This is a genomic window from Streptomyces sp. NBC_01016, assembly GCF_026341035.1.
Lineage (GTDB): Bacteria > Actinomycetota > Actinomycetes > Streptomycetales > Streptomycetaceae > Streptomyces.
In genome coordinates, this window is sequence record NZ_JAPEOQ010000002.1 from 747,750 (window position 1) to 774,448 (window position 26,699).

The window sequence follows — 26,699 nt, forward strand, 5'->3', positions numbered from 1 at the left end:
ACGGAAACGGGTGGCCCCGGCCCCGGCGCGGATGTCAGCCGAAGCGGGCCGTCAGGCGGGGGTACGTACGGGCCATCACCCCGTCGTCCTCGAAGTCCAGAGGCGTGCCCTCCGGCTCCGGGGGCGCGGGGGCGAGGCCCAGGTCCGGTGCGACCACCCCGGTCAGCTGCTCGTACGCCTCGTCCGCCGCGAAGCCGATCTCCTCGCCGTCCCCGTCGACCTCCTCGTCGAAGTCGTCCAGGAGTTCCGCCAGCGAATCCGGATCGTGCAGCGCCCCCTCGAACATCTCCCGGCCCTGGCCGATCAGCCAGCACCGGAAGTAGTCGAAGGCGTCGTCGCTCGCCCCGTCCAGCAGGACCCACGCCGCGCCCCATAGGTCCCATCGGTACGCCCGGTTGTACCGGGACTCGAAGTGCCGGGCGAAGTCGAGCACGAAATCCGGATCGGACCGCAGCAGCCGTTCGACGAGCAGCTCGGCGTGGTCCTCGGGGTCGCCACCCGCGGCCTCACGCGTACTGTCCACGATCTCCCAGAACTCGGTCTCGTCCATCACGGGACCAGCATCGGCCCTGTACCGATGGGGCGCACGCCGAGCGCGGGAGCTGCTCCACTTCGTTATGCATGCACATGCCCACGGCACGCCCGCGACGCCCCCGCGCGGCGTGGCACCCGTCAGCCGTACCACTCCCGCATCCGCCGCGCGGCCAGCGCGAACCGCTCCCGCAGCGCCGCCGGAGCCACCACCTCCGCCTCCGGCCCGAGCGCCATGAGCTGCGTGTACGCCACGTCCTCCGACTCGACCGGCAGGGTCACCGTCACCCGCCCCTCCGCGTCCGCGTCCCCCGCCGACTCCAGCGCCTCGCGCGCGGACGCCGGATCGGTGGCGTACGGCAGTTGACGTACCCCCGAGGGCGTGAGCCGGACGACGACCTCCGACCGCAGCAGTGCCCGCGCGAACTGCGCCGCCCGCTCCTCCCAGAACGCGGGCAGGTCGAACGCGTCCTCCCCCTCGACCCTCGCGAACCGCTCCTCGCCCGGCTCCACCGCCGTGAACCGGTCGACCCGGTACACCCGGAAGGCGTCCGCCCCGCGCACCGCCGCCGCCAGGTACCAGACGCCCGCCTTGAGCACGAGCCCGTACGGCTCCAACTCCCGCTCCACGTCCTCCGACTGCCCCAGTGAAGTGCGGCGGTAGCGGACTCGCACCACTCGGTCCTCCCACACCGCCTCCGCGATCGCGGGCAGCAGCTCGGGCGTCTGCGGCTCCTGGAACCAGCCAGGCGCGTCCAGATGGAAGCGCTGCGCCGCCGTCCGCGGCGCGTCCCGCAAGGAGGGCAGCAGGGCCGCCGACACCTTCAGGTGCGCCGCTGACGCCGCGTCCTCCAGGCCCATCTCGCGCAGCGCTCCCGGCACCCCCGACAGGAACAGCGCCTCCGCCTCGCCGCGCGCGAGCCCCGTGAGCCGCGTCCGGTACCCGCCGATCAGCCGGTACCCGCCGGCCCGCCCACGGTCCGCGTACACCGGAACCCCGGCCTCCGACAACGCCTGCGCGTCCCGCGTCACCGTCCGCTCGGACACCTCGAGCTCGCGCGCCAGCTCGGCCGCGGTCATGGACGGCCGGGACTGGAGCAACAGCACCATCTTGATCAGGCGGGCAGCACGCATACGGCCATCATGAACCGCCCCACTGACAACGGGACCCGCTCAAGCGGCGAAGCGCATCACCGAGAACGCCGCGCCCTGCGGGTCCGCGAGCATCGCGAACCGGCCGGGCTCGATCGTCGTCGGCTGCACCAGGACCTGCCCCGACAGCTCCACGCAGCGCTCCGCCACGGCGTCCGGATCGTCCACGGCCACGTACAGGTTCCAGTACGAGGGCACCTCGGGAGGGAACTCACCGGTCGACATATCGACCATGCCGCCGAACGCCTCGTCGGCGACGGTCCAGTTCGTGTAGGCGCCGTTCCGCTCGGTGCCCCAGCCGAGCACCGACTGGTAGAAGTCGACGGAGCCCGCGCCGTCCCGGGTGAGCAGCTCGAACCAGCAGAAGCTGCTCGGCACGTTCACCGCCTGGAAACCGGCGTGCTCCTGCGGCTCCCACAGGCCGAACACGGCGCCCGCCCGGTCCTGACAGACCGCGAGCCTGCCCTCTTCGGGGACGCCGATCGGGCCGGAGACGACCCGGCCGCCGTTGCCGCTCACGCGCGCGGTGACCGCGTCGATGCCGCTGGACTGGAAGTACGGCAGCCAGGCGGCGGGCTGTCCGGGGCGCAGCACCGGGCCGACCCCGGCCACCTTCGGTCCGTCCGGGCTGTCGAGCGCGAACGTGCCGTGGCCGCCGACCGTGGGGTCGTCGGACGAGCGCGTACGCCAGCCGAACAGGGCCTCGTAGAAGTACCGGGCCGCCTCCGGGTCGGTGCTCGACAGGTCCGCCCAGCAGGGAGCGGAGGGGGTCTTGGAGATCTTCACGGAACAGCGCCTCCCGCGGACGGCCTTCGCCACGACGCGTCCATTCACGCACGCGTGCCCCGTCCCGGCAATCGGGACGGGGCACGCACAGCCCGTGCTTCGAAGAAGCAGGCGGAGAACTACAGGCCGTAGCGCTCGCGCGCCTCCTTCACGGCCGTCGCCTTGACCTCGCCGCGGCGGGCGAGCTGGGCGAGGGACGCGACGACGATCGACTCGGCGTCGACGCCGAAGTGGCGGCGGGCGTCCTCACGGGTGTCCGAGAGGCCGAAGCCGTCGGCGCCCAGCGAGGTGTAGTCCTGCTCGACCCACTGCGCGATCTGGTCGGGGACCTGGCGCATGTAGTCGGACACGGCCAGGACCGGGCCCTCGGCGCCGGCAAGCGCCTGGCGGACGAACGGCACCCGCTCCTCGCCGTTCAGCAGCGCCTCGTCGGCCTCCAGGGCGTCGCGGCGCAGCTCGGTCCAGGACGTCGCGGACCACACGTCGGCGGCCACGCCCCAGTCCTCGGCGAGCAGCTGCTGCGCCTTGAGCGTCCAGTGGATCGCCGTACCGGAACCGATGAGGTTGATGCGCGGGGCGTTCGCGGCCGCCACGTCCACACCCGCGGTCTCCGCCGTGTTGAAGCGGTAGAGGCCCTTGATGATGGCCTCGTCGAGACCCTCCACGGCCGGCTTCGCGGGCTGCGGCATCGGCTCGTTGTAGACCGTCAGGTAGTAGAAGACGTCCTGGTCCTCACCCGGCTTGGCCTCGCCGTACATGCGGCGCAGGCCCTCCTTCATGATGACCGCGATCTCGTAGGCGAACGCCGGGTCGTAGGAGAGAGCCGCCGGGTTGGTGGCCGCGATCATCGGCGAGTGGCCGTCCGCGTGCTGCAGACCCTCACCGGTGAGCGTGGTGCGGCCGGCCGTGGCGCCGACGACGAAGCCGCGGCCCATCTGGTCGGCGAGCTGCCAGAACTGGTCGCCCGTGCGCTGCCAGCCGAACATCGAGTAGAAGATGTACAGCGGGATCATCTGCTCGCCGTGCGTCGAGTACGACGTGGCGGCGGCGATGAAGTCCGCGAGCGAACCGGCCTCGTTGATCCCCTCGTTGAGGATCTGGCCGGACTCGGACTCCTTGTAGTACATGAGCTGGTCGCGGTCGACCGGGTCGTACGTCTGGCCCTTGGGCGAGTACAGACCGAGCGACGGGAACAGCGACTCCATGCCGAAGGTGCGCGCCTCGTCGGGGATGATCGGCACCCAGCGCTTGCCGGACGTCTTGTCCCGTACGAGGTCCTTGAGGAGCCGTACGAGCGCCATCGTCGAGGCGACGGTCTGCGTGCCGGAGCCCTTGTCGAACGACGCGAACGCCTTGTCCGCGGGCGCGGGCAGCGGCGCGAGCGGCTGCGTACGGCGGGCCGGGGCGGGACCGCCGAGGGCGGCGCGACGCTCGGCGAGGTAGCGCAGCTCGGGGGAGCCCTCCGCGGGACGGGCGTACGGGACGACGCCGTCCTCGAAGAGGCTGTCCGGGATCGGCAGGTCAAGGAGGTCACGCATCCCCTTGAACTCGTCGATCGTCAGCTTCTTCATCTGGTGGTTGGCGTTCTTGGACTCGAAGCCCTTGCCGAGCGTGAAGCCCTTCACCGTCTGGGTGAGGATCACGGTCGGCTTGCCCTTGTGCTCGACGGCCGCCTTGTACGCCGCGTACACCTTGCGGGGCTCGTGGCCGCCGCGGGAGGTGTGGAAGCACTCGGAGATCTTGTCGTCGGACAGGACCTTGGCGAGCTCGATGAGCGCCGGGTCGGTGCCGAAGAAGTTCTCGCGGATGTAGGCGACGTCGCGCGTCTGGTACGTCTGGAACTGGGCGTCCGGGACCTCGCGCAGGCGGCGAAGCAGGGCGCCGGTGGTGTCGAGCTGGAAGAGCTCGTCCCAGGCGTTGCCCCACATGGATTTGATGACGTTCCAGCCGGAGCCGAGGAACTGGGCCTCGAGCTCCTGCACCACGCGGAAGTTCGGGCGGACCGGGCCGTCCAGGCGCTGCAGGTTGCAGTTGATGACGAAGGTCAGGTTGTCCAGACCCTCGCGGGCGGCGAGCGTGAGCGCCGAGGTCGACTCGGGCTCGTCCATCTCGCCGTCGCCGAGGAACGCCCAGACGTGCGAGTTCGAGGTGTCCTTGATGTTGCGCGCCGTCAGGTAGCGGTTGAACCGCGCCTGGTAGACGGCCGACAGCGGGCCGAGGCCCATGGACACCGTCGGGAACTCCCACAGCCAGGGAAGACGACGGGGGTGCGGGTACGACGGCAGGCCGTTGCCGCCGGCCTCGCGGCGGAAGTTGTCGAGCTGCTGCTCGGACAGACGGCCGTCGAGGAACGCGCGGGCGTAGATGCCGGGGGAGGCGTGGCCCTGGATGTAGAGCTGGTCGCCCGAGCCGTCGCCCTCCTTGCCGCGGAAGAAGTGGTTGAAGCCGGTCTCGTACAGCCAGGCGGCCGAGGCGAAGGTGGCGATGTGGCCGCCGACGCCGTGCTTCGAGCCACGGGTCACCATCGCGGCCGCGTTCCAGCGGTTGTACGCGGTGATCTTGGCTTCCATCTCCTCGTCGCCGGGGAACTCCGGCTCGGCGGCGGTGGGGATGGAGTTGACGTAGTCCGTCTCAAGAAGCTTCGGCAGCGCCAGGCCGCCCGCCTCGGCGCCTTCCAGGGTGCGCCGCATCAGGTACGCGGCACGGTGTGGCCCGGCCGCCTTGGTGACGGCGTCCAGGGAGGCCCGCCATTCGGCGGTCTCCTCGGGGTCACGGTCCGGGAGCTGGTCGAGCTCGCTCGGCTGGATGCGCATGGGGTCGGTCATAGTCGCCGCACGCCTTCCTGAGTCGAAGGGGGTGGGGTGGGGGTGCCCTTTGTCTTTGGCAGGACAGGGCGAGGTCCCGGTACGGAGTCGTTATGCGACGCCGTCGCGTGGCCCGTCGGCGACTGTAACTCCCTGATCGATGATCGATCAAAGGATTCACCCGCAAAATCTCTTCAGATCGAGAAAGTCGGCACAGAGTGTCGGCGGTTTTTCTTGATCAGGGCACGGAGTGCCTGGTCAGAGAAGCGGACGGTGACCCCTCATGCGCGGGGCGCACATCCCAGTACGTGGGCCTTGACCAAGGCCGCGATCTCCGGGTCCCGCCGCCGGAACGCGGCTACCAGATCGGCGTGCTCCTCCGCGTACGACTGCTGCACCGTGCCCAGCCAGCGGATGGACAGCGCGGTGAAGACCTCGATGCCGAGCCCCTCCCAGGTGTGGAACAGCACGGAGTTGTCCGCGGCCCGCACCAGCTCCCGGTGGAAGGCGACCGTGTGCCGCACCTGGGCGGTCCCGTCCGCCTCCTGGTCGGCCCTGTAGAGCGCCTCTACGTGGGGTTCAAGGGCCGAGCAGTCGTCGGCGAGCCGCTCGGCCGCCAGCTCGGCCGCGATGGCCTCCAGGCCCGCCCTGACGGGGTAGGACTCCTCCAGGTCGGCCGCGGAGAGGTTCCGTACGCGCACGCCCTTGTTCGGCGCCGACTCGATGAGCCGCAGCGACTCCAGCTCCCGCAGCGCCTCCCGCACCGGGGTCTGGGAGACCTCAAGCTCGGTCGCGATCCGGCGCTCCACGATGCGCTCGCCCGGCTTCCAGCGGCCGCTGACGATCCCCTCGACGATGTGCTCGCGGATCTGATCGCGAAGCGAGTGGACGACGGGCGCGGTCATGGGGGCTCCTTGGCAGGGTGGACCCGGTGGGTCGGCGGGGATCCTTAGACAATACGGCCGCTGCCCTGGCCGGACGTGGTACGGCCGCGCATGCGACGGGTGATGCCGGTTACAGAGAGCGTTTGTCGGGGGCGGGCTACAGAAGGGGGTGCCCGCCCGGGCGTGCGGCTACGCACGCGCGCGTACGACGGCGCCCCCGACCGGAAGGTTCCGGTCGGGGGCGCCGTCGTGCACCTGCTGTCTTTACAGACCGCGTGCTGTCTTTACAGACCGAGCTCGGCGGTGAACTCGCCGGCCTCGAGGATCTGCTTGACCGTCGTCAGGTAGCGGGCGGCGTCCGCGCCGTCCACCAGACGGTGGTCGTAGGAGAGCGTCACGTACGTCATGTCACGGACGGCGATCGTGTCACCGAGCTCCGGGTCGGAGATGACGACCGGGCGCTTGACCGTGGCGCCGATGCCCAGGATGGCGACCTGGTTCGGCGGGACGATGACGGTGTCGAAGAGGGCGCCGCGCGATCCCGTGTTGGAGATCGTGAAGGTCGCGCCGGACAGGTCGTCCGGGGCGATCTTGTTCGTGCGGACCTTGTCGGCCAGCTCGGCGGTCTTCTTGGCGATGCCCGCGATGTTGAGGTCACCCGCGCCCTTGATGACCGGGGTCATCAGGCCCTTCTCCGAGTCGACGGCGATGCCGACGTTCTCGGAGTCGAAGTAGGTGATGGTGCCCTCGTCGTAGTTCAGGCGCGCGTTGATGACCGGGTGGGCCTTCAGCGCCTGGACGGCGGCCTTGACGAAGAACGGCATCGGGGAGAGCTTGACGCCCTCGCGAGCGGCAAAGCCGTTCTTGGCCTTGTTGCGCAGCTTCATCAGCTTGGTGATGTCGACCTCGATGACCGAGGACAGCTGAGCCTGCTCCTGCAGCGCCTTGTGCATGTTGTCCGCGATGGCCTTGCGGATGCGCGGCAGCTTGACCGTCTGACCACGGAGCGGCGAAGCCTCCAGGGTCGGGGCGGCCTTGGCGGCGGCCGGGGCGGCAGCGGCCGGAGCCTGGGCCTTGGCGGCCTCGGCAGCGGCGGTGACGTCCTGCTTGCGGATGCGGCCACCGACGCCGGTGCCCTTGACCGTGGACAGGTCGACGCCGTGCTCGGAGGCGAGCTTGCGCACCAGCGGGGTCACGTACGCGCCCTCGTCGGCCGGGGTGGCCGGCGCGGCGGGGGTGGCCGGGGCGGACGGGGCGACCGGGGCCGGAGCGGCCGGCGCGGGGGCCGGAGCAGCGGGGGCGGCGGGCGCGGCCGGGGCGGCGGGAGCCGCGGGGGCGGCCGGAGCCGGAGCCGGCTCGGGGGCCGGGGCCGGAGCGGCGGCCGGAGCGGCCGGAGCCGGGGTCTCGGCGGCGGCCGGGGCGGCACCCGGGGCACCGATGACGGCGAGCTTGGCGCCGACCTCGGCGGTCTCGTCCTCGGCGACGGTGATCTCCAGGAGAACGCCGGCGACGGGGGAGGGGATCTCGGTGTCGACCTTGTCGGTCGAGACCTCGAGCAGCGGCTCGTCCTCCGCGACCTCCTCGCCGACCTCCTTCAGCCAGCGGGTGACGGTGCCCTCGGTGACCGACTCGCCCAGCGCGGGCAGCACGACGTCGGTACCGGAGGCGCCACCGGCCGGGGCGGCGGGGGCGGCAGCGGGGGCCGGCTCGGCGGCGGGGGCCGGAGCCTCCTGGGCCGGGGCGGGCTCGGCGGCCGGGGCCTCGGCGGCGGCCGGGGCGGGCGCGGCGGCCTCGGCACCGGAACCGTCGTCGATGACGGCCAGCTCGGCGCCGACCTCGACGGTCTCGTCCTCGGCGACCTTGATGGAGGCAAGCACGCCGGCGGCGGGCGAGGGGATCTCGGTGTCGACCTTGTCGGTCGAGACCTCCAGCAGCGGCTCGTCGACCTCGACGCGCTCGCCCTCGGCCTTCAGCCAGCGGGTGACAGTGCCCTCGGTGACGCTCTCACCGAGCGCCGGAAGGGATACGGAAACCGGCATGGTTTCGGTTGCTCCTTAACGATGTGCAATGCGCGGCAACGCAGTGCGGAAGTCTGTGGTGGTCGGTCGTCGCGCCCCAGGTGCGACAGGGGCGTGGCTCAGTCGTGCGAGTGCAGCGGCTTGCCCGCGAGGGCCAGGTGGGCCTCGCCGAGCGCCTCGTTCTGCGTCGGGTGCGCGTGCACGAGCTGGGCGACCTCGGCGGGCAGCGCTTCCCAGTTGTAGATCAGCTGGGCTTCGCCGACCTGCTCGCCCATGCGGTCGCCGACCATGTGGACGCCGACCACGGCACCGTCCTTGACCTGCACGAGCTTGATCTCGCCCGTGGTCTTCAGGATCTTGGACTTACCGTTGCCCGCAAGGTTGTACTTCAGAGCGACGACCTTGTCCGCACCGTAGATCTCCTTGGCCTTGGCCTCGGTGATACCGACGGAGGCGACCTCCGGGTGGCAGTAGGTCACGCGCGGCACGCCGTCGTAGTCGACCGGAACCGGGTTCAGGCCGGCCAGACGCTCCGCCACCAGCATGCCCTCGGCGAAGCCGACGTGCGCGAGCTGGAGGGTCGGGACCAGGTCACCGACGGCCGAGACGGTCGGCACGTTGGTCTGCATGTACTCGTCGACGAGGACGTAGCCACGGTCCATGGCGACGCCCTGCTCCTCGTAGCCGAGGCCCTGGGAGACCGGGCCGCGACCGATGGCGACGAGGAGGACCTCGGCGTCGAAGGTCTTGCCGTCGGCGAGGGTCACGCGGACGCCGTCCTGCGTGTACTCGGCCTTCTCGAAGAAGGTGCCGAGGTTGAACTTGATGCCGCGCTTGCGGAAGGCGCGCTCCAGGATCTTGGAGCTGTTCTCGTCCTCGACCGGGACGAGGTGCTTGAGGCCCTCGACGACCGTGACGTCGGTGCCGAAGGACTTCCACGCCGAGGCGAACTCGACGCCGATGACGCCGCCGCCCAGGACGATCGCGGACTCCGGGACGCGGTCCAGCTTCAGCGCGTGGTCCGAGGAGATGATGCGGTTGCCGTCGATCTCCAGGCCCGGCAGCGACTTCGGCACGGAGCCGGTCGCGAGGAGGACATGGCGGCCCTGGACACGCTGGCCGTTGACGTCGACGGACGTCGGGGAGGAGAGCTTGCCCTCGCCCTCGATGTACGTCACCTTGCGCGAGGCCACGAGGCCCTGCAGGCCCTTGTACAGGCCGGAGATCACGTCGTCCTTGTACTTGTGGACGGCGTTGATGTCGATGCCCTCGAAGGTGGCCTTGACACCGAACTGCTCGCTCTCGCGCGCCTGGTCCGCGATCTCACCGGCGTGCAGCAGAGCCTTCGTGGGGATGCAGCCGTTGTGCAGGCACGTGCCGCCGAGCTTGTTCTTCTCGATCAGGGCGACGTCCAGGCCCAGCTGCGCTCCGCGCAGGGCCGCGGCGTAACCGCCACTGCCACCGCCGAGGATCACTAGGTCGAAAACGGTGCTGGCGTCGTTCGCCACGTCACGTCCTCCATGCATGTGCGCCGTACGCCGGTCTCCGACGACCGGGCGGCGGGGTGTTCGGCCGCTCGTTCTTCGGCCCTGGGTGAGGGCCCTGTCCTGCCGTACCCCATCCTCGCACTTGTCGGCGGGAGTCGGGACGTCGGGCTGGGGGGTGAGACGGCTGTTACACCGGAAACAGCTGTGACGAGCGGGGACAAACACGCAGATTTCGTTCAAAGCGAACAGCCCCCGGGGTCGTGCACCCGGGGGCTGTTCAGCGCTTATGCAGCGATTGCGCGGTGTGTGCGGGGCCTCAGCCGAGGTCGCCCGCCGCCGTCCGCTCCGCGAGACGGACCAGCGTGCGGACCGCGGAACCGGTGCCGCCCTTCGGCGTGTAGCCGAACGGGGCCGACTCGTTGAAGGCCGGGCCCGCGATGTCGAGGTGGGCCCACGTGATGCCCTCGCCGACGAACTCCTGGAGGAACAGGCCGGCGACCAGGCCGCCGCCCATCCGCTCGCCCATGTTGGCGATGTCGGCGGTGGACGAGTCCATGCCCTTGCGCAGGTCGGCCGGGAGCGGCATCGGCCAGGCCGGCTCGCCGACCTCCTCGGCGGCCTCGTGGATCGAGCCGCGGAAGGCGTCGTCGTTGGCCATGATGCCGAAGGTGCGGGCGCCGAGCGCCAGCATCATCGCGCCGGTCAGCGTCGCGACGTCGACGATCGCGTCCGGAGTCTCCTCGGAGGCCTTGGCGATGGCGTCGGCGAGGACGAGGCGGCCCTCGGCGTCGGTGTTCAGCACCTCGACCGTCTTGCCCGAGTACATGCGCAGCACGTCGCCGGGGCGGGTGGCCGAGCCCGACGGCATGTTCTCGGCGAGCGCCAGCCAGCCGGTGACGTTCACCTCGAGGCCGAGCCGCGCGGCGGCGACGACGGCGGCGAACACGGCGGCGGCGCCGGCCATGTCGCACTTCATCGTCTCGTTGTGACCGGCGGGCTTCAGCGAGATGCCGCCCGAGTCGTACGTGATGCCCTTGCCGACGAAGGCGAGGTGCTTCTTCGCCTTGGAGCTCTTGTACGAGAGCTTCACCAGGCGCGGGGCCGAGGCGGAACCGGCGCCGACGCCGAGGATGCCGCCGTAGCCGCCCTTCTCCAGGGCCTTCTCGTCGAGCACCTGCACCTTGATGCCGTGCTCCTTGGCCGCGGCCTGGGCGACGGCGGCGAAGGACTCCGGGTTCAGGTCGTTCGGCGGGGTGTTGATCAGGTCGCGGGCGCGGTTGAGCTCCTCGGCCAGGGCGAGGGCGCGCTCGACGGCCGCCTTGTACGCCTTGTCGCGGGGCTTGCCGCCGAGGATCGCGACCTCGGCGAGCGGGGCCCGGCCGTTCTTCTTCGCGTCCTTCGGGGCCTTGGCGTCCTTGGCTTCCCGGGCGGACTCCTTGTACGCGTCGAAGGAGTACGCGCCGAGCAGCGCGCCCTCCGCGATCGCGCCGACGTCCTCGGCGTCGTCGACCGGCAGCGCGAACGCGGCCTTCTTCGAACCGGCCAGGGCGCGGGCCGCGACACCGGCGGCGCGGCGCAGCGCCTCGCTGTCGTACGCGCCGTCCTTCTCGGGCTCGCCGCCGAGACCGACCGCCAGCACGAGCGGCGCCTTGAGGCCGGACGGCGCCGGGAGCTTGGTCACCTCGCCCTCGCCGCCACTGGCGCCGAGGGTCTCCAGGACGGAACCGAGCTTTCCGTCGTACGCCTTGTCCACGGCTTCCGCGCCGTGCGCGACGACCGGGCCCTTGTCGCCCTTCACGACGCCGACGACGATCGCGTCGGCGCGCAGGCCGGTCGCCGCGGCGGTGCTGAGAGTCAGAGCAGTCACGGTGGTGAGGTCCCTCTTTCATCGGGTGAACCCCGGCTTCTTCGCCGGGGCCGGGGGTAGTTGGCCCGCCCGGGGCCGAGCCTACGCCCGTCGTTCTTGGGGTGCTTCGTCCAGGTGCGCCCCGCCGCTGGGGCGCTGCCCCCTGCGGGGCTTGAACGGCTCAGCCCAGTGCCAGGATCACCAGTGTCGCCGTGGCCGCTGTTTCGGCGAGTGCGCCGAAGACGTCGCCGGTTACGCCTCCGAATCGGGAGACGCAGCGGCGTGACAGGAGTTCGGCGGCGGCGCAGCCCAGGACGACGGCCAGGGCGGCCTGGACCGAGAGGGCGGCGGTCACCGCGACCACCACGGCCCCCGTGATCAGCGCCGCCCGCCGCGACACCGTCTCCGCGACCGCCGCGCCGAGGCCCTCGGGGCGGGCGGCCGGTACGCCGGTGCGGGAGGCGAAGGTCAGGGCGAGGCGCGCGGTCACCGCGGAGACGGTCGCGGCGAGGGCGCCGCGCCACCACGACTGCCCGAACTGGTCGGCCAGGACGGCGACTTGGGCGAGCAGTGCCAGGACGAGCGTGACCACGCCGAAGGGGCCGATGTCCGACTGCTTCATGATCCGCAGCGCGTCGTCGGCGGGCTTCCCGCTGCCCAGGCCGTCGGCGACGTCCGCGAGCCCGTCGAGGTGCAGTCCCCGGGTCAGCGCGGCCGGCACCGCGACGGCGGCGACGGCGGCGAGGAGCGCGTCCGCCCCGAGGAACGTCAACGCCACGCCGACCGCGGCCGCGGCGAGGCCGACGACCAGACCGGCGAGCGGCGCGCAGAGCATCCCGATCCGGGCGGCCGCACGGTCCCAGCGGGTGACCTTCACCCGAAGAACGGTGAGCGTCCCAAACGCAAAACGCATGCCGTCGGGAAGGGAGGCGGGGGAGGTTGTCGCAGACACCGCTGGAGCGTACCCGGCGCTGTGACCAGGCCTTTGGGTGGGCAATTCCAGCTCCTGCGGCGGGTGGGCATTTCCAGCCCTGCGGCGTTTGAGCAGCGGGGTCCGGGGCGGAGCCCCGATCTTTTCAGCCCCGCCGGCGGCTGGACCAATCAAGCCCCTGCGACGGCTGGACCAATCAAGCCCCTGCGACAGGTAGGTCAATCCAGCCCTGCGGCGGGTGGGCCAATCCAGCCCCGCCGGCGATTGAGGCGCGGGGTCCGGGGCAGAGCCCCGTGGCGTGGGGCCGGGGGGCCGCCCCTTACGCCTCCTGGTCGGCCGGCTCCGCCGCACCCGCCCCCTCCGGCAGCTCCGCCGCACCCGCACCCTCCGGCAGCTCCGCCGCCAAGGCGGCCGCCGCCTGGACCAGCGGAAGCGCAAGAAGCGCCCCCGCGCCGCCGCCCACCCGGACGTCCTGGTCGAGGAGTACGTCCATGGCCATGCGGTCGAGCGCCTTCGCCTGGGCCGGTTCGCCGCTGGCGTGGGCGGCCAGCCACCAGTCGGGGGCGCGGAACGCGACGCGCTGGCCGACGAGCGCGCAGGCCGCGGAGACCACGCCGTCCAGGAGCACGGGCGTACGCCGCACCGCGCACTGGAGCAGGAAGCCGGTCGCCGCCGCGAGGTCGGCGCCGCCCACCGTGGCGAGGAGCTGGAGCTGGTCGCCGAGGACGGGGCGGGCCCGGCGCAGCGCGTCACGGACCGCCGCGCACTTGCGCATCCAGGCGAGGTCGTCGATGGGGTCGCCGCCGCGGCCCGTCACCACGGACGCGTCCGTGCCGCACAGCGCGGCGATCAGCGTGGCCGCCGCCGTCGTGCCACCGACGCTGATGTCGCCGAGGACGACGAGGTCCGTACCGGAGTCGGCCTCCTCGTCGGCGACCGCCATGCCCGCGCGGAACGCGGCCTCCGCCTCTTCGAGGGTGAGCGCGTCCTCGGTGTCGATGCACCCCGAGCCGCGCCGCACGCGCCGGTCGTCGACGGTCTTGGGCAGCTCGTCGGGCTCGCAGTCGAGGGAGACGTCGACGACGCGCACGCCGACGCCGAGCCGGCGCGCGAGCACCGCGCCCGCGGAGGCGCCCTCGACGACCTCCCGTACGAGGCCGGCCGCGCTGCCCGCGGGCCGCTTCGACACATCGAGTCCGGCCACGCCGTGGTCACCCGCGAAGAGGACCACGCGCGGCCGCGCGACCGGTCGTACGGGCACCGCGCCCTGGGCGGCGCTCAGCCACTCGCCCAGTTCGTCGAGGCGGCCGAGGGCGCCCGGCGGCACGGCGAAGCGGGCCCTGCGCTCCTCGGCGTCGCGGCGGGTGCCGCCGTCGGGGCGCTCGATCAGATCGGTGAAGTCGTCGAGGTTCAGCGAGCTCATTCGCCGAACAGTACCGGCCGTCGCGAGGGTCTGGCCCCAGCTGCACCCTCCGTCACAGGACACCGATGGGTGCGTCCGTCCGGCGGACGCCGACGACGGGCGGTGAGTCGCCTCCGGGGTGTCATGAACTGCTCGGAGATGATCGGTTGCGTTCATGTTCGCGTCGAATTGTCATATCTCGCGCGCTCGTTGCGGCAACGCAGACCATGACTGCCATGACTGGAGGCCTCACCTTGACCGCCCCCGCCACCCCCCAGGCCGTCGCCGAGCGCCGCCCCGCCTACCTCACCGAACTCGCCCAGGGCACCGAACGCTTCCACGAGCCACGCCGCCCCGACTGCCCCTGGTGCGGCAGCACCCGGCTGCGCACCCGCCTGCGCACCACCGACCTCCTCCAGCACAAGCCCGGCAGCTTCACCCTCGTCCAGTGCGGTTCCTGCGCCCACTCGTTCCAGAACCCCCGCCTCACCTCCGAGGGCCTGGACTTCTACTACCGGGACTTCTGCGAGGGCCGCTACGCCGACCAGGCCGAATGGATCTTCCGCGCGCGCACCTCAACGCATCGCGACCGGTCCCGCGCCCGCGCCCTCGCCGCGTTCATCGAACCGGAGAGCTGGCTCGACATCGGCACCGGCCAGGGCCACTTCCCCGCGGTGGCCCAAGAGGTCCTGCCGTACACGGCCTTCGACGGCCTCGACAGCGGCGAAGGCGTCGAGGAGGGCCGCAGGGCGGGCCGCGTCGAGCGGGCCCACCAGGGCCTGTTCACCGATCTCGCCCCCGGCCTCGAGGGCGGCTACGACGCGCTGAGCATGTTCCATTACCTGGGCCGCTCCCGCGATCCGCGCGAGGAACTGAAGGCCGCGCACCGTGTGCTGCGCCCCGGCGGGCATCTGATGATCGAGCTCCCCGACCCCGAGAGCCGCTTCGCGAAGCTGCTCGGGAAGTGGTGGATCTCGTACTTCCAGCCGCAGCACCTGCATCTGATCCCGCTCGCCAACCTCCGCGCCGAACTGCGCGCCCTCGGCTACACGGTCGTCGCCGTCGACCGCAGCGAGCCCCACGTCCCGCTGGATCTCGCGGCAGGACTCGCCCTGTTCGCGGGCCGGCACCTGCCCGACGCCGACGACCCGTGGCGCACCAAGGCCCCCGGCGGGGCCCAGCGCATCCTGCGCAAGGTCCTCATGTACGCCGTCGCACCCGCGTTCCTCGCCGCCTGCGCGGCCGACCGGGTCCTCGCGCCGCTGGCCCGCCGCACCCGCTTCTCCAACGCCTACCGGGTGATCGCGCGCCGCGACCCGGACGCGTAGGAGAAACGGGTCCGGGTCAGCCGCGCAGCGCGAGCGGCTGACCCGCGACGACGAGCAGCACGTGCTCGCACTCGGACGCGAACGCCGCGTTCAGACGGCCGAGTTCGTCCCGGTAGCGGCGCCCCGACGCAGTCGCGGGCACGATCCCCGACCCCACCTCGTTCGAGACGGCGACGACGGTGCGCCGGGAGCGCCGCACCGCGTCGACCAGCTCGGCCACCCGCTCCCGCAGCGCCTTCTCGCCGCCGCCCGCCCACTCGGCGTCGTCCCAGGCCCCGACCTCGTCCATCGCGTACGTCAGCCACAGCGACAGACAGTCGACGAGCAGCGGAGCGGCATCCTCGGGATCGTCGAGCAGCGGCACGAGATCGCAAGTCTCGGCCGTCCGCCAGGACCCCGGGCGCCGCTCCCGGTGCGCGGCCACCCGCTGCGCCCACTCCGTGTCCCCGCCGCGCGTCCCGCCGGTCGCCACGTACAGCACATCGGGGAACGCCTCCAGGCGCCGCTCCGCCTCCACCGACTTCCCGGAGCGCGCCCCGCCGAGCACCAGCGTCCTGCGCGGCACATCGGGCACGTCCTCGTACGTGCCGACGTCCAGGGTCGTGCCGTCCGGCACGGCCCGCGCGCCCGCGGCCGCGAGCCGCCGCGCGAGCTCGGAGCCCGGGAAGACGTCGTGGTCCAGATGGACGGCGAGGACATCGGTGGTCGGGCCGATCGCACCCGCTGAGCGCAGCCGGGCGAGCGCGTCGGGGCGGCCGACGACATCGGCGAGGACCATCTCGTACGGCGCCCGCGCCTCTTCGAAGCCCGCGGGCGCGGTGCCCGGCGGGAGATAGAGCAGCCGCTCGCCCTCGGGCCCCGTCACCTCGTAGCCGGTGCCCGGAGCGTCCAGGGCAAGCGCCCGCACCCGGTGCCCGGTGAGCAGCGCGAGCTCCCGGCCGTCCGGCACCCGGCCGGGCTGCGGGAGCCCCGCGGGCACCTCGACCGCGGGCCCGTCGTGCGGATGCGAGAGCAGCACCTGCCGTACGCCGCCGAGGCTGTGCCCCGAACGGGCCGCGGCGAACGCGGCCCCGGGCGTCAGGTCGAGCAGCAGCGTTCCGTCGATCAGGACCGCCGTCGCGGCACGGGCGTCGCGGCCGAGCGCGGTCGCGCAGGCGGCGCAAGGGCAGTCGGGGCGGGGCAGCCCGTCGGGGCCGCCGGTGCCGAGCAGTGTCAGTTCCACAGGAAGATCCTCCCGCGCCCCCTTGATCGACGCTCGCCCGGATAGGCTTCCGGGGACATCGGATATCCGTAACCGGGAGGCTGACATGGCGGCGTGGACGTGGCGGTTCGAGAAGTCCGACGGGACGGAGGTGGCTCCCGCGGTACAGCCCGAGGAGTTCACCACGCAGGGGGACGCCGAGTCCTGGATCGGCGAGTACTGGAAGCAACTCGCGGACGGCGGCGCCGACCAGGTCACGCTCAGCGAGGACGACAAGGTCATCTACGGCCCGATGAGCCTCCACGCGGAGGACACGTCGGCTACTGCGGCCCCTGCCGACGACTGACCCTTCAAGCCCCGCCGGCGGCTGAGCTTTTCAAGCCCCGCCGGCGATTGAGGCGCGGGGTATGGGGCAGAGCCCCAAATCAAGCCCCTGCGGCGATTGAGCAGCGGGGTCCGGGGCGGAGCCCCGCGACCTCAACCACATCCGCCGAACTGAGGTCGGCCGAGGCAGAACCCTCGGTCGACCTCAGCCACGCACCCCGCACAAATGCAGAAGCGCCGCCACCCGACGGTACGGGTCGGACCGACCGGCCTTCTCCTCCGCGGCGAGCAACGTCTGCAACTCCCCGTGCTCCGGCGCCCCCGCGCCATCCGCGGCCTGATCCGTGAAGACCCGCACCCCGTACCACGCATGCAGCGGCGCCCCGATCCCGGCAAGCGTCTCCGTGAGCGCATCGAGCCGGTCGGCCCTGACATCGAGCCCGAGCCGGTTCGTGTACTTCACCGACTCGAACGCGGCGAGGGCACCGATCCAGTCACCGGCGAGCCCCGGCCGCATCGCGAGCGCGTCCCCGTTGCGCACCACGAGCGAGAGCAGGCCGCCCGGCGCCAACATCCGGGCGAGGCCCGCGAGCAGCGCGTCGGGATCGTCGACGTACATCAGGACGCCGTGACAGAGCACGACGTCGAAACTGCCCGGCAGGAAGTGCACACCGGTGTCCATGCCGTTGCCCTGCACGAGGCGGACCCGGTCACGGACCCCCGCGGGCTCCGCGGCGAGCGCCCGGCCCGCCACGGCGACCATCTCCGGATCCTGCTCCACGCCGGTCACCTTGTGCCCGGCGCGGGCGAGGCGCAGGGCCTGCGTGCCCTGGCCCATCCCCACGTCGAGCACCCGCAGCCGCTGGCCGACGGGGAACCGCGCGGCCAGCTGCTCGTCGAGCTGCCTGGCCACGAGCTCCTGCCGCACGATGTTGCGAAGTCCGCCGAGCTTGTCCAGCCAGGAGTGCACAGCATCGCCGGCGAAAGCCTCTGTGCTGTCCGTGCTCAGGGCCGCTCTCCGCGCTTGACCTGCGGCTTCGGCAGGCGCAGTCGCTTCATCTGCAGCGTGCGCATCAGCGCGTACGCGACGGCGCCCTTGCGGCGCTCGTTCGGGAACTTCTGCGCGAGGATCTTCTTCAGGCGGAAACCGGTCACGGCCGAGTCGACGACGATCGCGACGATCACGAACAGCCACAGCAGCAGCGCGATGTTCTGCAGCGAACCGACGCGGATCATGCTCAGGACGAGGATGACCACCGCCATCGGCAGGAAGTACTCGGCGATCGCGAAGCGCGAGTCGACGAAGTCGCGCGCGAACTTGCGCACCGGGCCCTTGTCACGGGCCGGCAGGTAACGCTCGTCGCCGTTGGCCAGCGCCTCGCGCTGGCGCTGCATCGCGGTGCGGCGCTCGTCGCGCGAGCGGGTGCGGGCCTCCTTCGGCGACATCTTGGTGTTGGCCACGCTGCGGCGCTGCGTCTGGGCCGCGCTGCGCTTCGGCGTGGGGCGGCCCTTGGGCGCCTGGGGGTCTCTGGGCTGCTGGGACTGGGTCACCTTGGCCTGCGCGGCCTGGGCCTTGTCGTCCTTGGATCGGCTACGGAACACAATCGCCAGGGTACGTGGTGGTCATGCATCGACCACAGGGCAGTGGGGAACGATCCGGCAACGTCCCGCGTCCTGTCGTCAGGGGTCATCTACTCCTTGCGCCGGAGCGGGGCCGGAAGCAGTCGTCCTCGGGGATGAGCGCATCCGTACCTGAACAGTGCGGTAATAGAGGCAGGACCCGTACTGTGGTTTCTGTCGCAGTGCTGGAGCTGGACCAACGCTGGATCTGTCAGAAGGGGGCGCGCGAAGCCCATGAGCGGTGTCATGAAGCGTATGGGGATGATCTTCCGCGCGAAGGCGAACAAGGCCCTTGATCGGGCCGAGGACCCGCGCGAGACCCTCGATTACTCGTACCAGAAGCAGCTTGAGCTGCTCCAGAAGGTACGCAGGGGGGTCGCGGACGTGGCGACGTCCCGCAAGCGCCTGGAACTGCAGCTCGGTCAGCTCCAGTCCCAGTCGTCCAAGCTCGAGGACCAGGGCCGCAAGGCGCTCGCGCTCGGCCGGGAGGATCTGGCCCGTGAGGCCCTGTCCCGCCGTGCCGCGCTCCAGCAGCAGGTCACGGACCTGGAGACGCAGCACCAGACGTTGCAGGGCGAGGAGGAGAAGCTCACTCTCGCGGCGCAGCGGCTGCAGGCGAAGGTCGACGCCTTCCGTACGAAGAAGGAGACGATCAAGGCCACGTACACCGCGGCGCAGGCGCAGACCCGGATCGGGGAGGCGTTCTCCGGCATCTCCGAGGAGATGGGCGACGTCGGCATGGCGATCCAGCGTGCCGAGGACAAGACGGCCCAGCTGCAGGCGCGGGCCGGCGCCATCGACGAACTGCTCGCCTCCGGCGCGCTCGACGACTCGTCCGGTCTCGCCAAGGACGACATCCAGAGCGAGCTGGACCGGCTCTCCGGTGGTACGGATGTAGAGCTGGAGCTGCAGCGCATGAAGGCGGAGCTGTCCGGTGGCTCGTCCTCGTCGCAGCAGGCGCTCGAGGGCGGACAGGAGCAGGCTCAGCCTTCGCAAGCGCAGCCCCAGGACACCCCGCGCTTCGACAAGCAGTAGTGCCTGTACTGCCTGTAGAGCGGTAGAGCTGTAGTGCCTTGAGGAGGCCGACATGATCGTCCGGATCATGGGGGAGGGCCAGGTGGAGTTGGCGGACGACCACTTCACCGAACTCAACAAGCTCGACGACGAACTCCTCGCGGAGATGGAGAGCGGTGACGAGGCGGGCTTCCGCCGTACGCTCGCCGCTCTCCTGGACGCGGTCCGCCGCTTGGGCGCTCCGCTGCCGGACGACGCCCTGGAGCCGTCGGAGCTGATCCTGCCGGCGGCGGACGCCACGTTGGCGGAGGTCCGCGACATGCTCAGCGACGACGGCCTGATCCCGGGGTAGTTACGACGCCGCGGGAGCCTGCGGCGCCGCGGAGCGCCGGAACCTCACGGGTCCGGTGTGCCTCATCGGAACCTCACTGGCCCCGGTTCGCCTCGCCGCCCCTTGGCGCGGGGTCCCTCGCTCATGGCCTGGACGTTCCGCCGTCGGCTTGGCGGCCACCGACGCTGCGGCCCCTACGCTGCGGGCCCCTCGCCGATGGCGCTGCGATTTCCTTCACCCGTTTTCCGGCCCGTTTCCCCGTCAATCTCCCACCCACCCGCCCCCTCCGGCTGCCCGCGGCCCGGCCCGGCTTTCCGCCTGTGAGGGCGAGGCGCGGGCACCACTTCGGCCGCCCGCCGCCCGTGCCCGGATCCCCACCCGTGACGCCACCCGTGACGGCCAGGCTCGGGCGCCAGTTCGGTTGCTCGGCCGCCCGGCCCGGCCCCCTCCCGTGAGAACGAGGCGCGGGCGGGGCTTCGGCCGCTCGCTGCCCGGCCAGGTTTCCCTCCCGTGAGGGCGAGCCGCGGGCGCCGCTTCGGCCGCTCTGCCGCCGGGCACGACCTTCCTGCCGAGGCGGTGAGGCCTGCCCCGACTTGGGTAATCCGCCGGCTTGGGCGGCAGGGTGGGCGAGCCGGCTCACGGTGCCGCGTGCCCGATACGGCAGGCGCCCGCCCCTGGGACCGGAGGGTGGGCTGTGGGCGGGTAATCGGCGCGGCGGACAAGGACCGTCACGGCGCACTGCACACCGAAGCCATCACCCCGTTGGCGCCGCAACGAAACCGACCGGCGAGCCCCAACGCCCCGGCTCAGCGCAGCACTTGCGGCAGGCGCCGGCCACGGCGTACGCAGGGATCCGGGGCCGGAGCCCCCGGAGGGGGCGGGTGGGTGGGAGATGAGCGAGGGCGCCGCGGGGGCAGGACAAGGCCGACGTACCCGTGGGGTTCGCGCCGGGTGGCCGCCGAACGTCGACGCCGCGTGGCCAGGGCTGCGTCGAGCACGGCGACGTTCGGCGCGGCGATGGTCTGAGGCCTGGCCTCGGTCGAGGCGCCACCCCGGTGCCGCGTAAGGCTGACTGGGGCCGTCGGCCCGGTGCGGGGCAGGTCGCACGGTGCCGGGGTGGCAGGGTCGGGGCGTACCCGTGGGGTTCGCGCCGGGTGGTGGCCGAACCCCGGCGTCGCGTGATCAGGGTGGCTGCGTCGAGCTCGGTGACGTTCGGTGTGGCGATGGCCTGAGAGCGACCGGCGAGCCCCAACGCCCCGGCTCAGCGCAGCACTTGCGGTAGGCGCCGGCCGCGATGTACCCGGGGATCCGGTGGGCCGAAGCCCCTGGGAGATGGGCGAGGGCGCCGCGGGGGCAGGGTCGGGGCGTGCCTGTGGGGTTCGCGCCGGGTGGTGCCGACCCCCGATGCCGCGTGATCAGGGCGGCCGCCCCGAGCCCGGCGACGTTCGGCGTGGCGATGGCCTGAGGCCTGGCCCCGGTCGAGGCGCCACCCCGGTGTCGCGCAAGGCTGACCGCGGCCACCGGACCGGTGCGGGCAGGTCGCACGGCCCCGCGCAGCGATCGCGGGAGGCGTCGACCCCGGCACGGCTCAGGCCCCCCGGCTGCCGCACCCCCGACACCCGGTTCCGCCGGCAGGCGAGCGCGCTACCGTGAACCCGGTGAACCGCTTCGTACGGTGGGCCAGGACGCATCCGCTGGCCCTGGACGCCACCCTCGCGCTCGGCGTCCTCCTCTGCATGGTCGCCGGCTCCTTCGTCGACCCGCACGGCCCGGAGGGAACGTACGCCTGGGGCGCCAGAACCCCGAACGTGCTCAGCCTCGTCCTGATGCTGCTCGGCGCCGCCGCCCTCGTGTTCCGCCGCCGCGCCCCCCTCTGCGTACTCGCGGCGACCTCCGCCGTCTCCGTCGTCGAACTGGTCACAGGCGACCCCCGCGCCCCCGTCGTGATGTCCGCGGTCGTCGCCCTCTTCACGGTCGCCGCCACCATGGACCGCCCCACCACCTGGCGCGTCGGCCTCGCCTCGATGGCGCTGCTGACCGGCGTCGCCATGTTCGCGGGACCGCTGCCCTGGTACTCCCAGGAGAATCTGGGGATCTTCGCGTGGACCGGCATGGCCGCGGCCGCGGGTGACGCGGTCCGCTCCCGCCGCGCCTTCGTCACCGCGATCAGGGAGCGCGCCGAACGCGCCGAACGCACCCGCGAGGAGGAGGCCCGGCGCCGCGTCGCCGAGGAGCGGCTGCGCATCGCCCGCGATCTGCACGACGTCGTCGCCCACCACATCGCGCTGGTCAATGTGCAGGCCGGCGTCGCCGCACACGTCATGGACCGGCGGCCCGACCAGGCCAAGGAGGCCCTCGGTCACGTCCGCGAGGCCAGCCGCTCCGCGCTCAATGAACTCCGCGCCACCGTCGGCCTGTTGAGGCAGACCGGGGACCCGGAGGCGCCCACCGAGCCCGCCCCGGGACTCGACCGGCTCGACGACCTCGTCGACACCTTCCGGCACGCGGGCCTGCCCGTGGAGGTGGCCCGCGCGAAGGAGGCCCCCGCCCTGCCCGCCGCCGTCGACCTCGCCGCCTTCCGCGTCGTGCAGGAAGCGCTGACGAACGTACAGAAGCACGCGGGCCCCGACGCCAAGGCCGAGGTCAGCGTCGTGCGCGTGGGACCGAACGTGGAGGTCACCATCCTCGACAACGGCCCCGGCGCCACGGCCGCTTACGGCGACTACCCGAGCGACCCCGACGCGGCGGCAGAGCGCGACAGGCACGGCGGCCACGGCCTCCTCGGCATGCGCGAACGCGTCACCGCGCTCGGCGGCACCCTCACCGCGGGACCGCGCTACGGCGGCGGTTTCCGCGTCCATGCGATCCTTCCGACCAAGGCCCGCACCAGCGGCGCCGCCCCCGCCGAAGGCACCGACACCTCCGAGGACGCCACCACATGACCAGCGCAACGATCAGGGTCCTGCTGGCCGACGACCAGGCCCTGCTGCGCAGCGCCTTCCGTGTGCTCGTCGACTCCGAACCCGACATGGAGGTGGTGGGGGAGGCGTCCGACGGCGCCGAGGCCGTCCGGCTCGCCCGCTCCGAGCGCCCCGACGTCGTGCTCATGGACATCCGGATGCCCGGCACCGACGGCCTCGCCGCCACCCGCGAGATCAGCGCCGACCCGGAGCTCGGCCACGTACACGTCGTGATGCTGACGACGTTCGAGGTCGACGAGTACGTGGTGCAGTCGCTGCGGGCCGGCGCCTCCGGCTTCCTCGGCAAGGGCGCCGAGCCCGACGAACTACTGGGCGCCGTGCGGATCGCGGCCGCGGGCGACGCCCTGCTCTCGCCCCTCGCGACCAAGGGTCTGATCGCCAAGTTCCTCGCGCAGGGGGACGGTTACGAGGAGGGGGCCCGCCCCACGGACGGCAGCGCCGAGCGGCTCGGCGCGCTCACCGGGCGCGAGCGCGAGGTCCTCGTCCAGGTCGCGGGCGGCCACTCCAACGACGAGATCGCCGAGCGCCTCGAGGTCAGCCCGCTCACCGTGAAGACCCACGTCAACCGTGCCATGGCCAAGCTGGGCGCCCGCGATCGCGCCCAACTCGTCGTCATCGCGTACGAATCGGGCCTGGTACGTCCAAGGGTGGAGTGACCCTGACGGGCGCGTACTACGGGCGCAGTAGGTGACGGACAAGAACGGGACCTGGGAGCGACGAATCGGGTCGCACGCATGACCGAGGGTGGACCGTGGGCCCCACGCGTGACACCGCACCGGTTGTCATGGCCCGGCCCTCATCTTCCGCTCACGTCCCACGGAGACCCGATCCATGTCCTGGCTGTCGAGATTCAGCCTCGCCCAACGCGCCCTCATCGGGCTGATTTCGATCATCGCGATCGTCTTCGGCGCGATCGCGATCCCTCAACTCAAGCAGCAGCTGCTGCCCTCGATCGAACTGCCCATGGTCTCCGTCATCGCCCCCTACCAGGGCGCGTCCCCGGACGTGGTGGAGAAGCAGGTCGTCGAGCCTCTTGAGAACTCCATCGACGCGGTCGACGGAATCACCGGCGTCACGTCGACGGCCAGCGAGGGCAACGCCCTGGTGATGGCCCAGTTCGACTACGGCTCGGACGGCAGCAAGCAGCTCGTCGCCGACGTCCAGCAGGCGGTCAACCGGGCCCGCGCCCAGCTGCCCGAGGACGTCGACCCGCAGGTCGTGGCCGGCTCGACCGACGACATCCCGACCGTCGTCCTCGCCGTCACCTCCGACAAGGACCAGCAGGCGCTCGCCGACCAGCTCGACAAGTCCGTCGTGCCGACGCTGAAGGACATCGACGGCGTCTCCCAGGTGACGGTGGACGGCGTCCGCGACCTTCAGGTCGACATCACGCCCAGCGACCGGAAGATGGCCGCGGCCGGGGTGAACCCCCAGACCCTCGCCGAGTCCCTGAAGGCCGGCGGCGCCACCATGCCCGCGGGCTCGCTCGACGAGGCGGGCAAGAACCGCACGGTCCAGGTCGGCGGCGGCTTCACGTCCCTGAAGCAGCTCCAGGACCTGATGATCACGGGTGAGGGCGTCAAGAAGCCCGTACGCCTCGGTGCCATCGCCACGGTGAAGCAGCAGCCGTCCACGGCCGATTCGATCACCCGCACCGACGGCGAGCCCAGCCTGTCGCTCGCGGTCACCATGGACCAGGACGGCTCCGCGGTCGCCATCTCCAAGGCCGTCAAGGACAAACTGCCGCAGCTCCGTGACGACCTCGGCTCCGGCGCCGACGTCACCGTCGTCAGCGACCAGGGCCCGGCGGTCTCGAAGTCCATCTCGGGCCTGACCACGGAGGGCGCGCTCGGCCTGCTCTTCGCGGTCATCGTGATCCTGATCTTCCTGGCCTCGCTGCGCTCGACGCTCGTGACGGCGGTCTCCATCCCGCTGTCCGTGGTCCTCGCGCTGATCGTCCTGTGGACCGGCGACCTGTCGCTCAACATGCTCACGCTCGGCGCGCTGACCATCGCGATCGGCCGCGTCGTCGACGACTCGATCGTCGTCCTGGAGAACATCAAGCGCCATCTCGGCTACGGCGAGGAACGCAGGGAGGCGATCCTCAAGGCGGTCCGCGAGGTCGCGGGCGCGGTGACGTCCTCGACCCTCACGACCGTGGCGGTCTTCCTGCCGATCGGCCTGGTCGGCGGCATGGTGGGCGAGCTGTTCGGCTCGTTCTCCATCACGGTGACGGCGGCGCTGCTTGCTTCTCTGCTGGTGTCGTTGACGGTCGTCCCGGTCCTCTCCTTCTGGTTCCTGCGTCCGCCCAAGGCGGCCCGCGGCGTCGACCCGGAGGAGGCCCGGCGCAAGGCCGAGGAGAAGGAGGCGCGCTCCTGGCTGCAGCGGATCTACGTTCCCGTGCTGCGGTTCGCGACGCGTCGCCGGTTCACCTCGCTGCTGATCGCGGTGGTCGTGCTCGTCGGCACGTTCGGCATGGCGCCGATGCTCAAGACGAACTTCTTCGACCAGGGCGACCAGGAAGTCCTCTCCATCAAGCAGGAGTTGCAGCCCGGCACCAGCCTGTCGGCGACCGACGCCTCCGCGAAGAAGATCGAGAAGATGCTCTCGGGCATCGACGAGATCGAGGACTACCAGGTCACCATCGGCTCCTCCGGCTTCATGGCGGCCTTCGGCGGCGGCACCGACACCAACCAGGCGTCGTACCAGGTGAAGCTGAAGGACAGCTCGACGTACGAGGCCACGCAGAAGCGCATCGAGCGCGAGCTCGGACAGCTCTCCGGCGTGGGTACGACGACGATCGCGGCCGGTGACGGCTTCGGCAGCCAGGACCTGTCCGTGGTCGTGAAGGCCTCCGACGGCACCGTCCTTGACAAGGCCTCCGAGCAGGTCCGCGACGCGGTCGCCGGGCTCGACGACGTCACCGACGTCTCCAGCGACCTGTCGCAGTCGGTGCCGCGGATCTCGGTGAAGGCCAACTCCAAGGCGGCCGCCGCCGGTTTCAACGACACCACGCTCGGCGCCGCCGTCACCCAGGCGGTGCGCGGCACCACCAGCGGCAAGGCGACGATCGACGACACCGAGCGCGACATCGTCGTGAAGTCGGCGAAGCCGGCCACCACCATGGCCGAGCTGAAGAAGCTGCCGATGGGCCCCGGCGGTGTCACCCTCGGGGACATCGCCACCGTGAAGACGGTCGACGGTCCTGTCTCGATGACCCGGATCGACGGCGCCCGCGCGGCGACGATCACGGCGAAGCCGGACGGCGACAACACGGGCGCGGTCAGCGCCGACCTTCAGACGAAGCTCTCTTCGCTGGACCTGCCGAAGGGCGCCACGGCGACCATCGGCGGCGTCAGCGAGGACCAGGACGACGCGTTCAAGAACCTGGGCCTGGCGATGCTCGCGGCGATCGCGATCGTCTTCATGCTCCTGGTGGCGACGTTCCGTTCGCTGGCCCAGCCGCTGATCCTGCTGGTCTCCATCCCGTTCGCGGCCACGGGCGCGATCGGTCTGCTGGTCGCCACCGGCACGGCGATGGGCGTCCCGGCGATGATCGGCATGCTGATGCTCATCGGCATCGTGGTCACCAACGCGATCGTCCTGATCGACCTGATCAACCAGTACCGGGCCCAGGGCCTGGGCGTGGTGGAGGCGGTCGTCGAGGGCGGCAGGCACCGGCTGCGGCCGATCCTGATGACGGCCCTGGCGACGATCTTCGCCCTGCTCCCGATGGCGCTCGGCGTCACCGGCGAGGGCGGGTTCATCGCGCAGCCGCTGGCCGTGGTCGTGATCGGCGGTCTGATCTCGTCGACGCTGCTGACGCTGCTTCTCGTGCCGACGCTTTACGCGATGCTGGAGCTCCGCAAGGAGCGGCGGGCGGCGAAGCGGGCGGCGAAGAAGGGTGACGGGGGCGGGGTCCCGCCCCAGTCGCCGTCGCAGGACGCCGAACCGGAGCCGGCCGGCGTGTGACCGAATCAAGGCCGGAAGCGGGGCGGGCGCCTGATGAAGCGCTCGCCCCGCGCCGGGGTGCCGCCTTGCCCACCCTGCCGCCCCAGG

20 protein-coding genes are annotated in these 26,699 nt (G+C 71.8%); 7 read left to right on the forward strand and 13 right to left on the reverse strand.

What is annotated here, in order from left to right:
- Positions 1-34: 34 nt before the first annotated feature.
- The 10 genes from OG746_RS30120 to cobT form a co-directional block, all read right to left on the reverse strand.
- Complete coding sequence (locus tag OG746_RS30120) at positions 35-550, reverse strand: DUF4240 domain-containing protein (RefSeq protein ID WP_266725525.1); 516 nt, start codon at positions 548-550, stop codon at positions 35-37.
- Positions 551-672: 122 nt separating this feature from the next.
- Positions 673-1,665, reverse strand: coding sequence for a helix-turn-helix transcriptional regulator (locus OG746_RS30125; RefSeq protein ID WP_266720402.1), 993 nt, complete (start codon positions 1,663-1,665; stop codon positions 673-675).
- A 39-nt stretch (positions 1,666-1,704) separates the two neighbouring features.
- Complete coding sequence (locus tag OG746_RS30130) at positions 1,705-2,469, reverse strand: VOC family protein (RefSeq protein ID WP_266720404.1); 765 nt, start codon at positions 2,467-2,469, stop codon at positions 1,705-1,707.
- Between the two features lie 119 nt (positions 2,470-2,588).
- A complete protein-coding gene (gene aceE, locus OG746_RS30135; protein ID WP_266720406.1) occupies positions 2,589-5,294 on the reverse strand; it encodes a pyruvate dehydrogenase (acetyl-transferring), homodimeric type in 2,706 nt (901 codons plus the stop codon).
- Positions 5,295-5,554: 260 nt separating this feature from the next.
- A complete protein-coding gene (locus tag OG746_RS30140) occupies positions 5,555-6,178 on the reverse strand; it encodes a GntR family transcriptional regulator (RefSeq protein ID WP_266720408.1) in 624 nt (207 codons plus the stop codon).
- A 263-nt stretch (positions 6,179-6,441) separates the two neighbouring features.
- Positions 6,442-8,196 carry a 2-oxoglutarate dehydrogenase, E2 component, dihydrolipoamide succinyltransferase gene (sucB, locus tag OG746_RS30145; RefSeq protein ID WP_266720410.1) on the reverse strand — a complete coding sequence of 585 codons (1,755 nt, stop codon included), beginning with the start codon at positions 8,194-8,196 and terminating at the stop codon, positions 6,442-6,444.
- A gap of 98 nt (positions 8,197-8,294) precedes the next feature.
- On the reverse strand, positions 8,295-9,683 hold the full coding sequence (gene lpdA / locus OG746_RS30150; RefSeq protein ID WP_266720412.1) for a dihydrolipoyl dehydrogenase: 1,389 nt from the start codon (positions 9,681-9,683) through the stop codon (positions 8,295-8,297).
- Between the two features lie 295 nt (positions 9,684-9,978).
- The gene (locus OG746_RS30155; RefSeq protein ID WP_266720414.1) at positions 9,979-11,529 is read right to left on the reverse strand and encodes a leucyl aminopeptidase; all 1,551 of its coding nucleotides are present in this window, start codon (positions 11,527-11,529) and stop codon (positions 9,979-9,981) included.
- 160 nt (positions 11,530-11,689) lie between these two features.
- Positions 11,690-12,421, reverse strand: a complete 732-nt coding sequence (locus tag OG746_RS30160; protein ID WP_266725526.1) for an adenosylcobinamide-GDP ribazoletransferase — start codon at positions 12,419-12,421, stop codon at positions 11,690-11,692.
- A gap of 337 nt (positions 12,422-12,758) precedes the next feature.
- A complete protein-coding gene (gene cobT / locus OG746_RS30165; protein ID WP_266720416.1) occupies positions 12,759-13,862 on the reverse strand; it encodes a nicotinate-nucleotide--dimethylbenzimidazole phosphoribosyltransferase in 1,104 nt (367 codons plus the stop codon).
- A 215-nt stretch (positions 13,863-14,077) separates the two neighbouring features.
- Between cobT and OG746_RS30170 the strand changes: the two genes are divergently transcribed.
- Positions 14,078-15,169, forward strand: coding sequence for a class I SAM-dependent methyltransferase (locus OG746_RS30170; protein WP_266720418.1), 1,092 nt, complete (start codon positions 14,078-14,080; stop codon positions 15,167-15,169).
- 16 nt (positions 15,170-15,185) lie between these two features.
- Here the strand turns inward: OG746_RS30170 and OG746_RS30175 are convergent, their stop codons facing one another.
- Positions 15,186-16,391 (reverse strand): bifunctional adenosylcobinamide kinase/adenosylcobinamide-phosphate guanylyltransferase, encoded by a 1,206-nt coding sequence (locus OG746_RS30175; RefSeq protein WP_266720420.1) that lies wholly within the window; start codon positions 16,389-16,391, stop codon positions 15,186-15,188.
- Positions 16,392-16,476: 85 nt separating this feature from the next.
- On the opposite strand from OG746_RS30175, the gene OG746_RS30180 reads away from it, so the two are divergent.
- A complete protein-coding gene (locus OG746_RS30180; RefSeq protein WP_266720422.1) occupies positions 16,477-16,716 on the forward strand; it encodes a hypothetical protein in 240 nt (79 codons plus the stop codon).
- Between the two features lie 183 nt (positions 16,717-16,899).
- On the opposite strand, the gene OG746_RS30185 is transcribed toward OG746_RS30180, so the two are convergent.
- Both OG746_RS30185 and OG746_RS30190 read right to left on the reverse strand, forming a co-directional pair.
- Positions 16,900-17,664, reverse strand: a complete 765-nt coding sequence (locus OG746_RS30185) for a class I SAM-dependent methyltransferase (protein WP_443063068.1) — start codon at positions 17,662-17,664, stop codon at positions 16,900-16,902.
- 35 nt (positions 17,665-17,699) lie between these two features.
- Positions 17,700-18,296 (reverse strand): DUF3043 domain-containing protein, encoded by a 597-nt coding sequence (locus OG746_RS30190; RefSeq protein ID WP_266720424.1) that lies wholly within the window; start codon positions 18,294-18,296, stop codon positions 17,700-17,702.
- Positions 18,297-18,548: 252 nt separating this feature from the next.
- Between OG746_RS30190 and OG746_RS30195 the strand changes: the two genes are divergently transcribed.
- The 5 genes from OG746_RS30195 (at position 18,549) to OG746_RS30215 (ending at position 26,612) form a co-directional block, all read left to right on the forward strand.
- Complete coding sequence (locus OG746_RS30195; protein ID WP_266720426.1) at positions 18,549-19,349, forward strand: PspA/IM30 family protein; 801 nt, start codon at positions 18,549-18,551, stop codon at positions 19,347-19,349.
- Positions 19,350-19,401: 52 nt separating this feature from the next.
- Positions 19,402-19,680, forward strand: coding sequence for a PspA-associated protein PspAA (gene pspAA / locus OG746_RS30200; protein WP_266720428.1), 279 nt, complete (start codon positions 19,402-19,404; stop codon positions 19,678-19,680).
- A gap of 1,637 nt (positions 19,681-21,317) precedes the next feature.
- Positions 21,318-22,601: a sensor histidine kinase gene (locus tag OG746_RS30205; protein WP_266720430.1), complete on the forward strand. Its 1,284-nt coding sequence runs from the start codon at positions 21,318-21,320 to the stop codon at positions 22,599-22,601.
- The gene (locus OG746_RS30210) at positions 22,598-23,296 is read left to right on the forward strand and encodes a response regulator transcription factor (RefSeq protein ID WP_266720432.1); all 699 of its coding nucleotides are present in this window, start codon (positions 22,598-22,600) and stop codon (positions 23,294-23,296) included. Before OG746_RS30205 ends, OG746_RS30210 begins: the two co-directional genes overlap by 4 nt.
- Positions 23,297-23,471: 175 nt before the next feature.
- Entirely contained in the window at positions 23,472-26,612 is a 3,141-nt protein-coding gene (locus OG746_RS30215) for an efflux RND transporter permease subunit (RefSeq protein WP_266720434.1), read from the forward strand.
- Positions 26,613-26,699 lie beyond the last annotated feature (87 nt).

What these genes read in the sequence shown, in the direction of transcription:
- OG746_RS30125 (WP_266720402.1), bottom strand. Translation starts at nt 1,665, where the DNA reads ATGCGTGCTGCCCGCCTGATCAAGATGGTGCTGTTGCTCCAGTCCCGG.
- OG746_RS30160 (WP_266725526.1), bottom strand. Translation starts at nt 12,421, where the DNA reads ATGCGTTTTGCGTTTGGGACGCTCACCGTTCTTCGGGTGAAGGTCACC.
- OG746_RS30180 (WP_266720422.1), top strand. Translation starts at nt 16,477, where the DNA reads ATGGCGGCGTGGACGTGGCGGTTCGAGAAGTCCGACGGGACGGAGGTG.
- OG746_RS30215 (WP_266720434.1), top strand. Translation starts at nt 23,472, where the DNA reads ATGTCCTGGCTGTCGAGATTCAGCCTCGCCCAACGCGCCCTCATCGGG.
- OG746_RS30210 (WP_266720432.1), top strand. Translation starts at nt 22,598, where the DNA reads ATGACCAGCGCAACGATCAGGGTCCTGCTGGCCGACGACCAGGCCCTG.
- OG746_RS30170 (WP_266720418.1), top strand. Translation starts at nt 14,078, where the DNA reads ATGACTGGAGGCCTCACCTTGACCGCCCCCGCCACCCCCCAGGCCGTC.
- OG746_RS30140 (WP_266720408.1), bottom strand. Translation starts at nt 6,178, where the DNA reads ATGACCGCGCCCGTCGTCCACTCGCTTCGCGATCAGATCCGCGAGCAC.
- aceE (WP_266720406.1), bottom strand. Translation starts at nt 5,294, where the DNA reads ATGACCGACCCCATGCGCATCCAGCCGAGCGAGCTCGACCAGCTCCCG.
- cobT (WP_266720416.1), bottom strand. Translation starts at nt 13,862, where the DNA reads ATGAGCTCGCTGAACCTCGACGACTTCACCGATCTGATCGAGCGCCCC.
- OG746_RS30120 (WP_266725525.1), bottom strand. Translation starts at nt 550, where the DNA reads ATGGACGAGACCGAGTTCTGGGAGATCGTGGACAGTACGCGTGAGGCC.
- sucB (WP_266720410.1), bottom strand. Translation starts at nt 8,196, where the DNA reads ATGCCGGTTTCCGTATCCCTTCCGGCGCTCGGTGAGAGCGTCACCGAG.
- pspAA (WP_266720428.1), top strand. Translation starts at nt 19,402, where the DNA reads ATGATCGTCCGGATCATGGGGGAGGGCCAGGTGGAGTTGGCGGACGAC.
- OG746_RS30195 (WP_266720426.1), top strand. Translation starts at nt 18,549, where the DNA reads ATGAGCGGTGTCATGAAGCGTATGGGGATGATCTTCCGCGCGAAGGCG.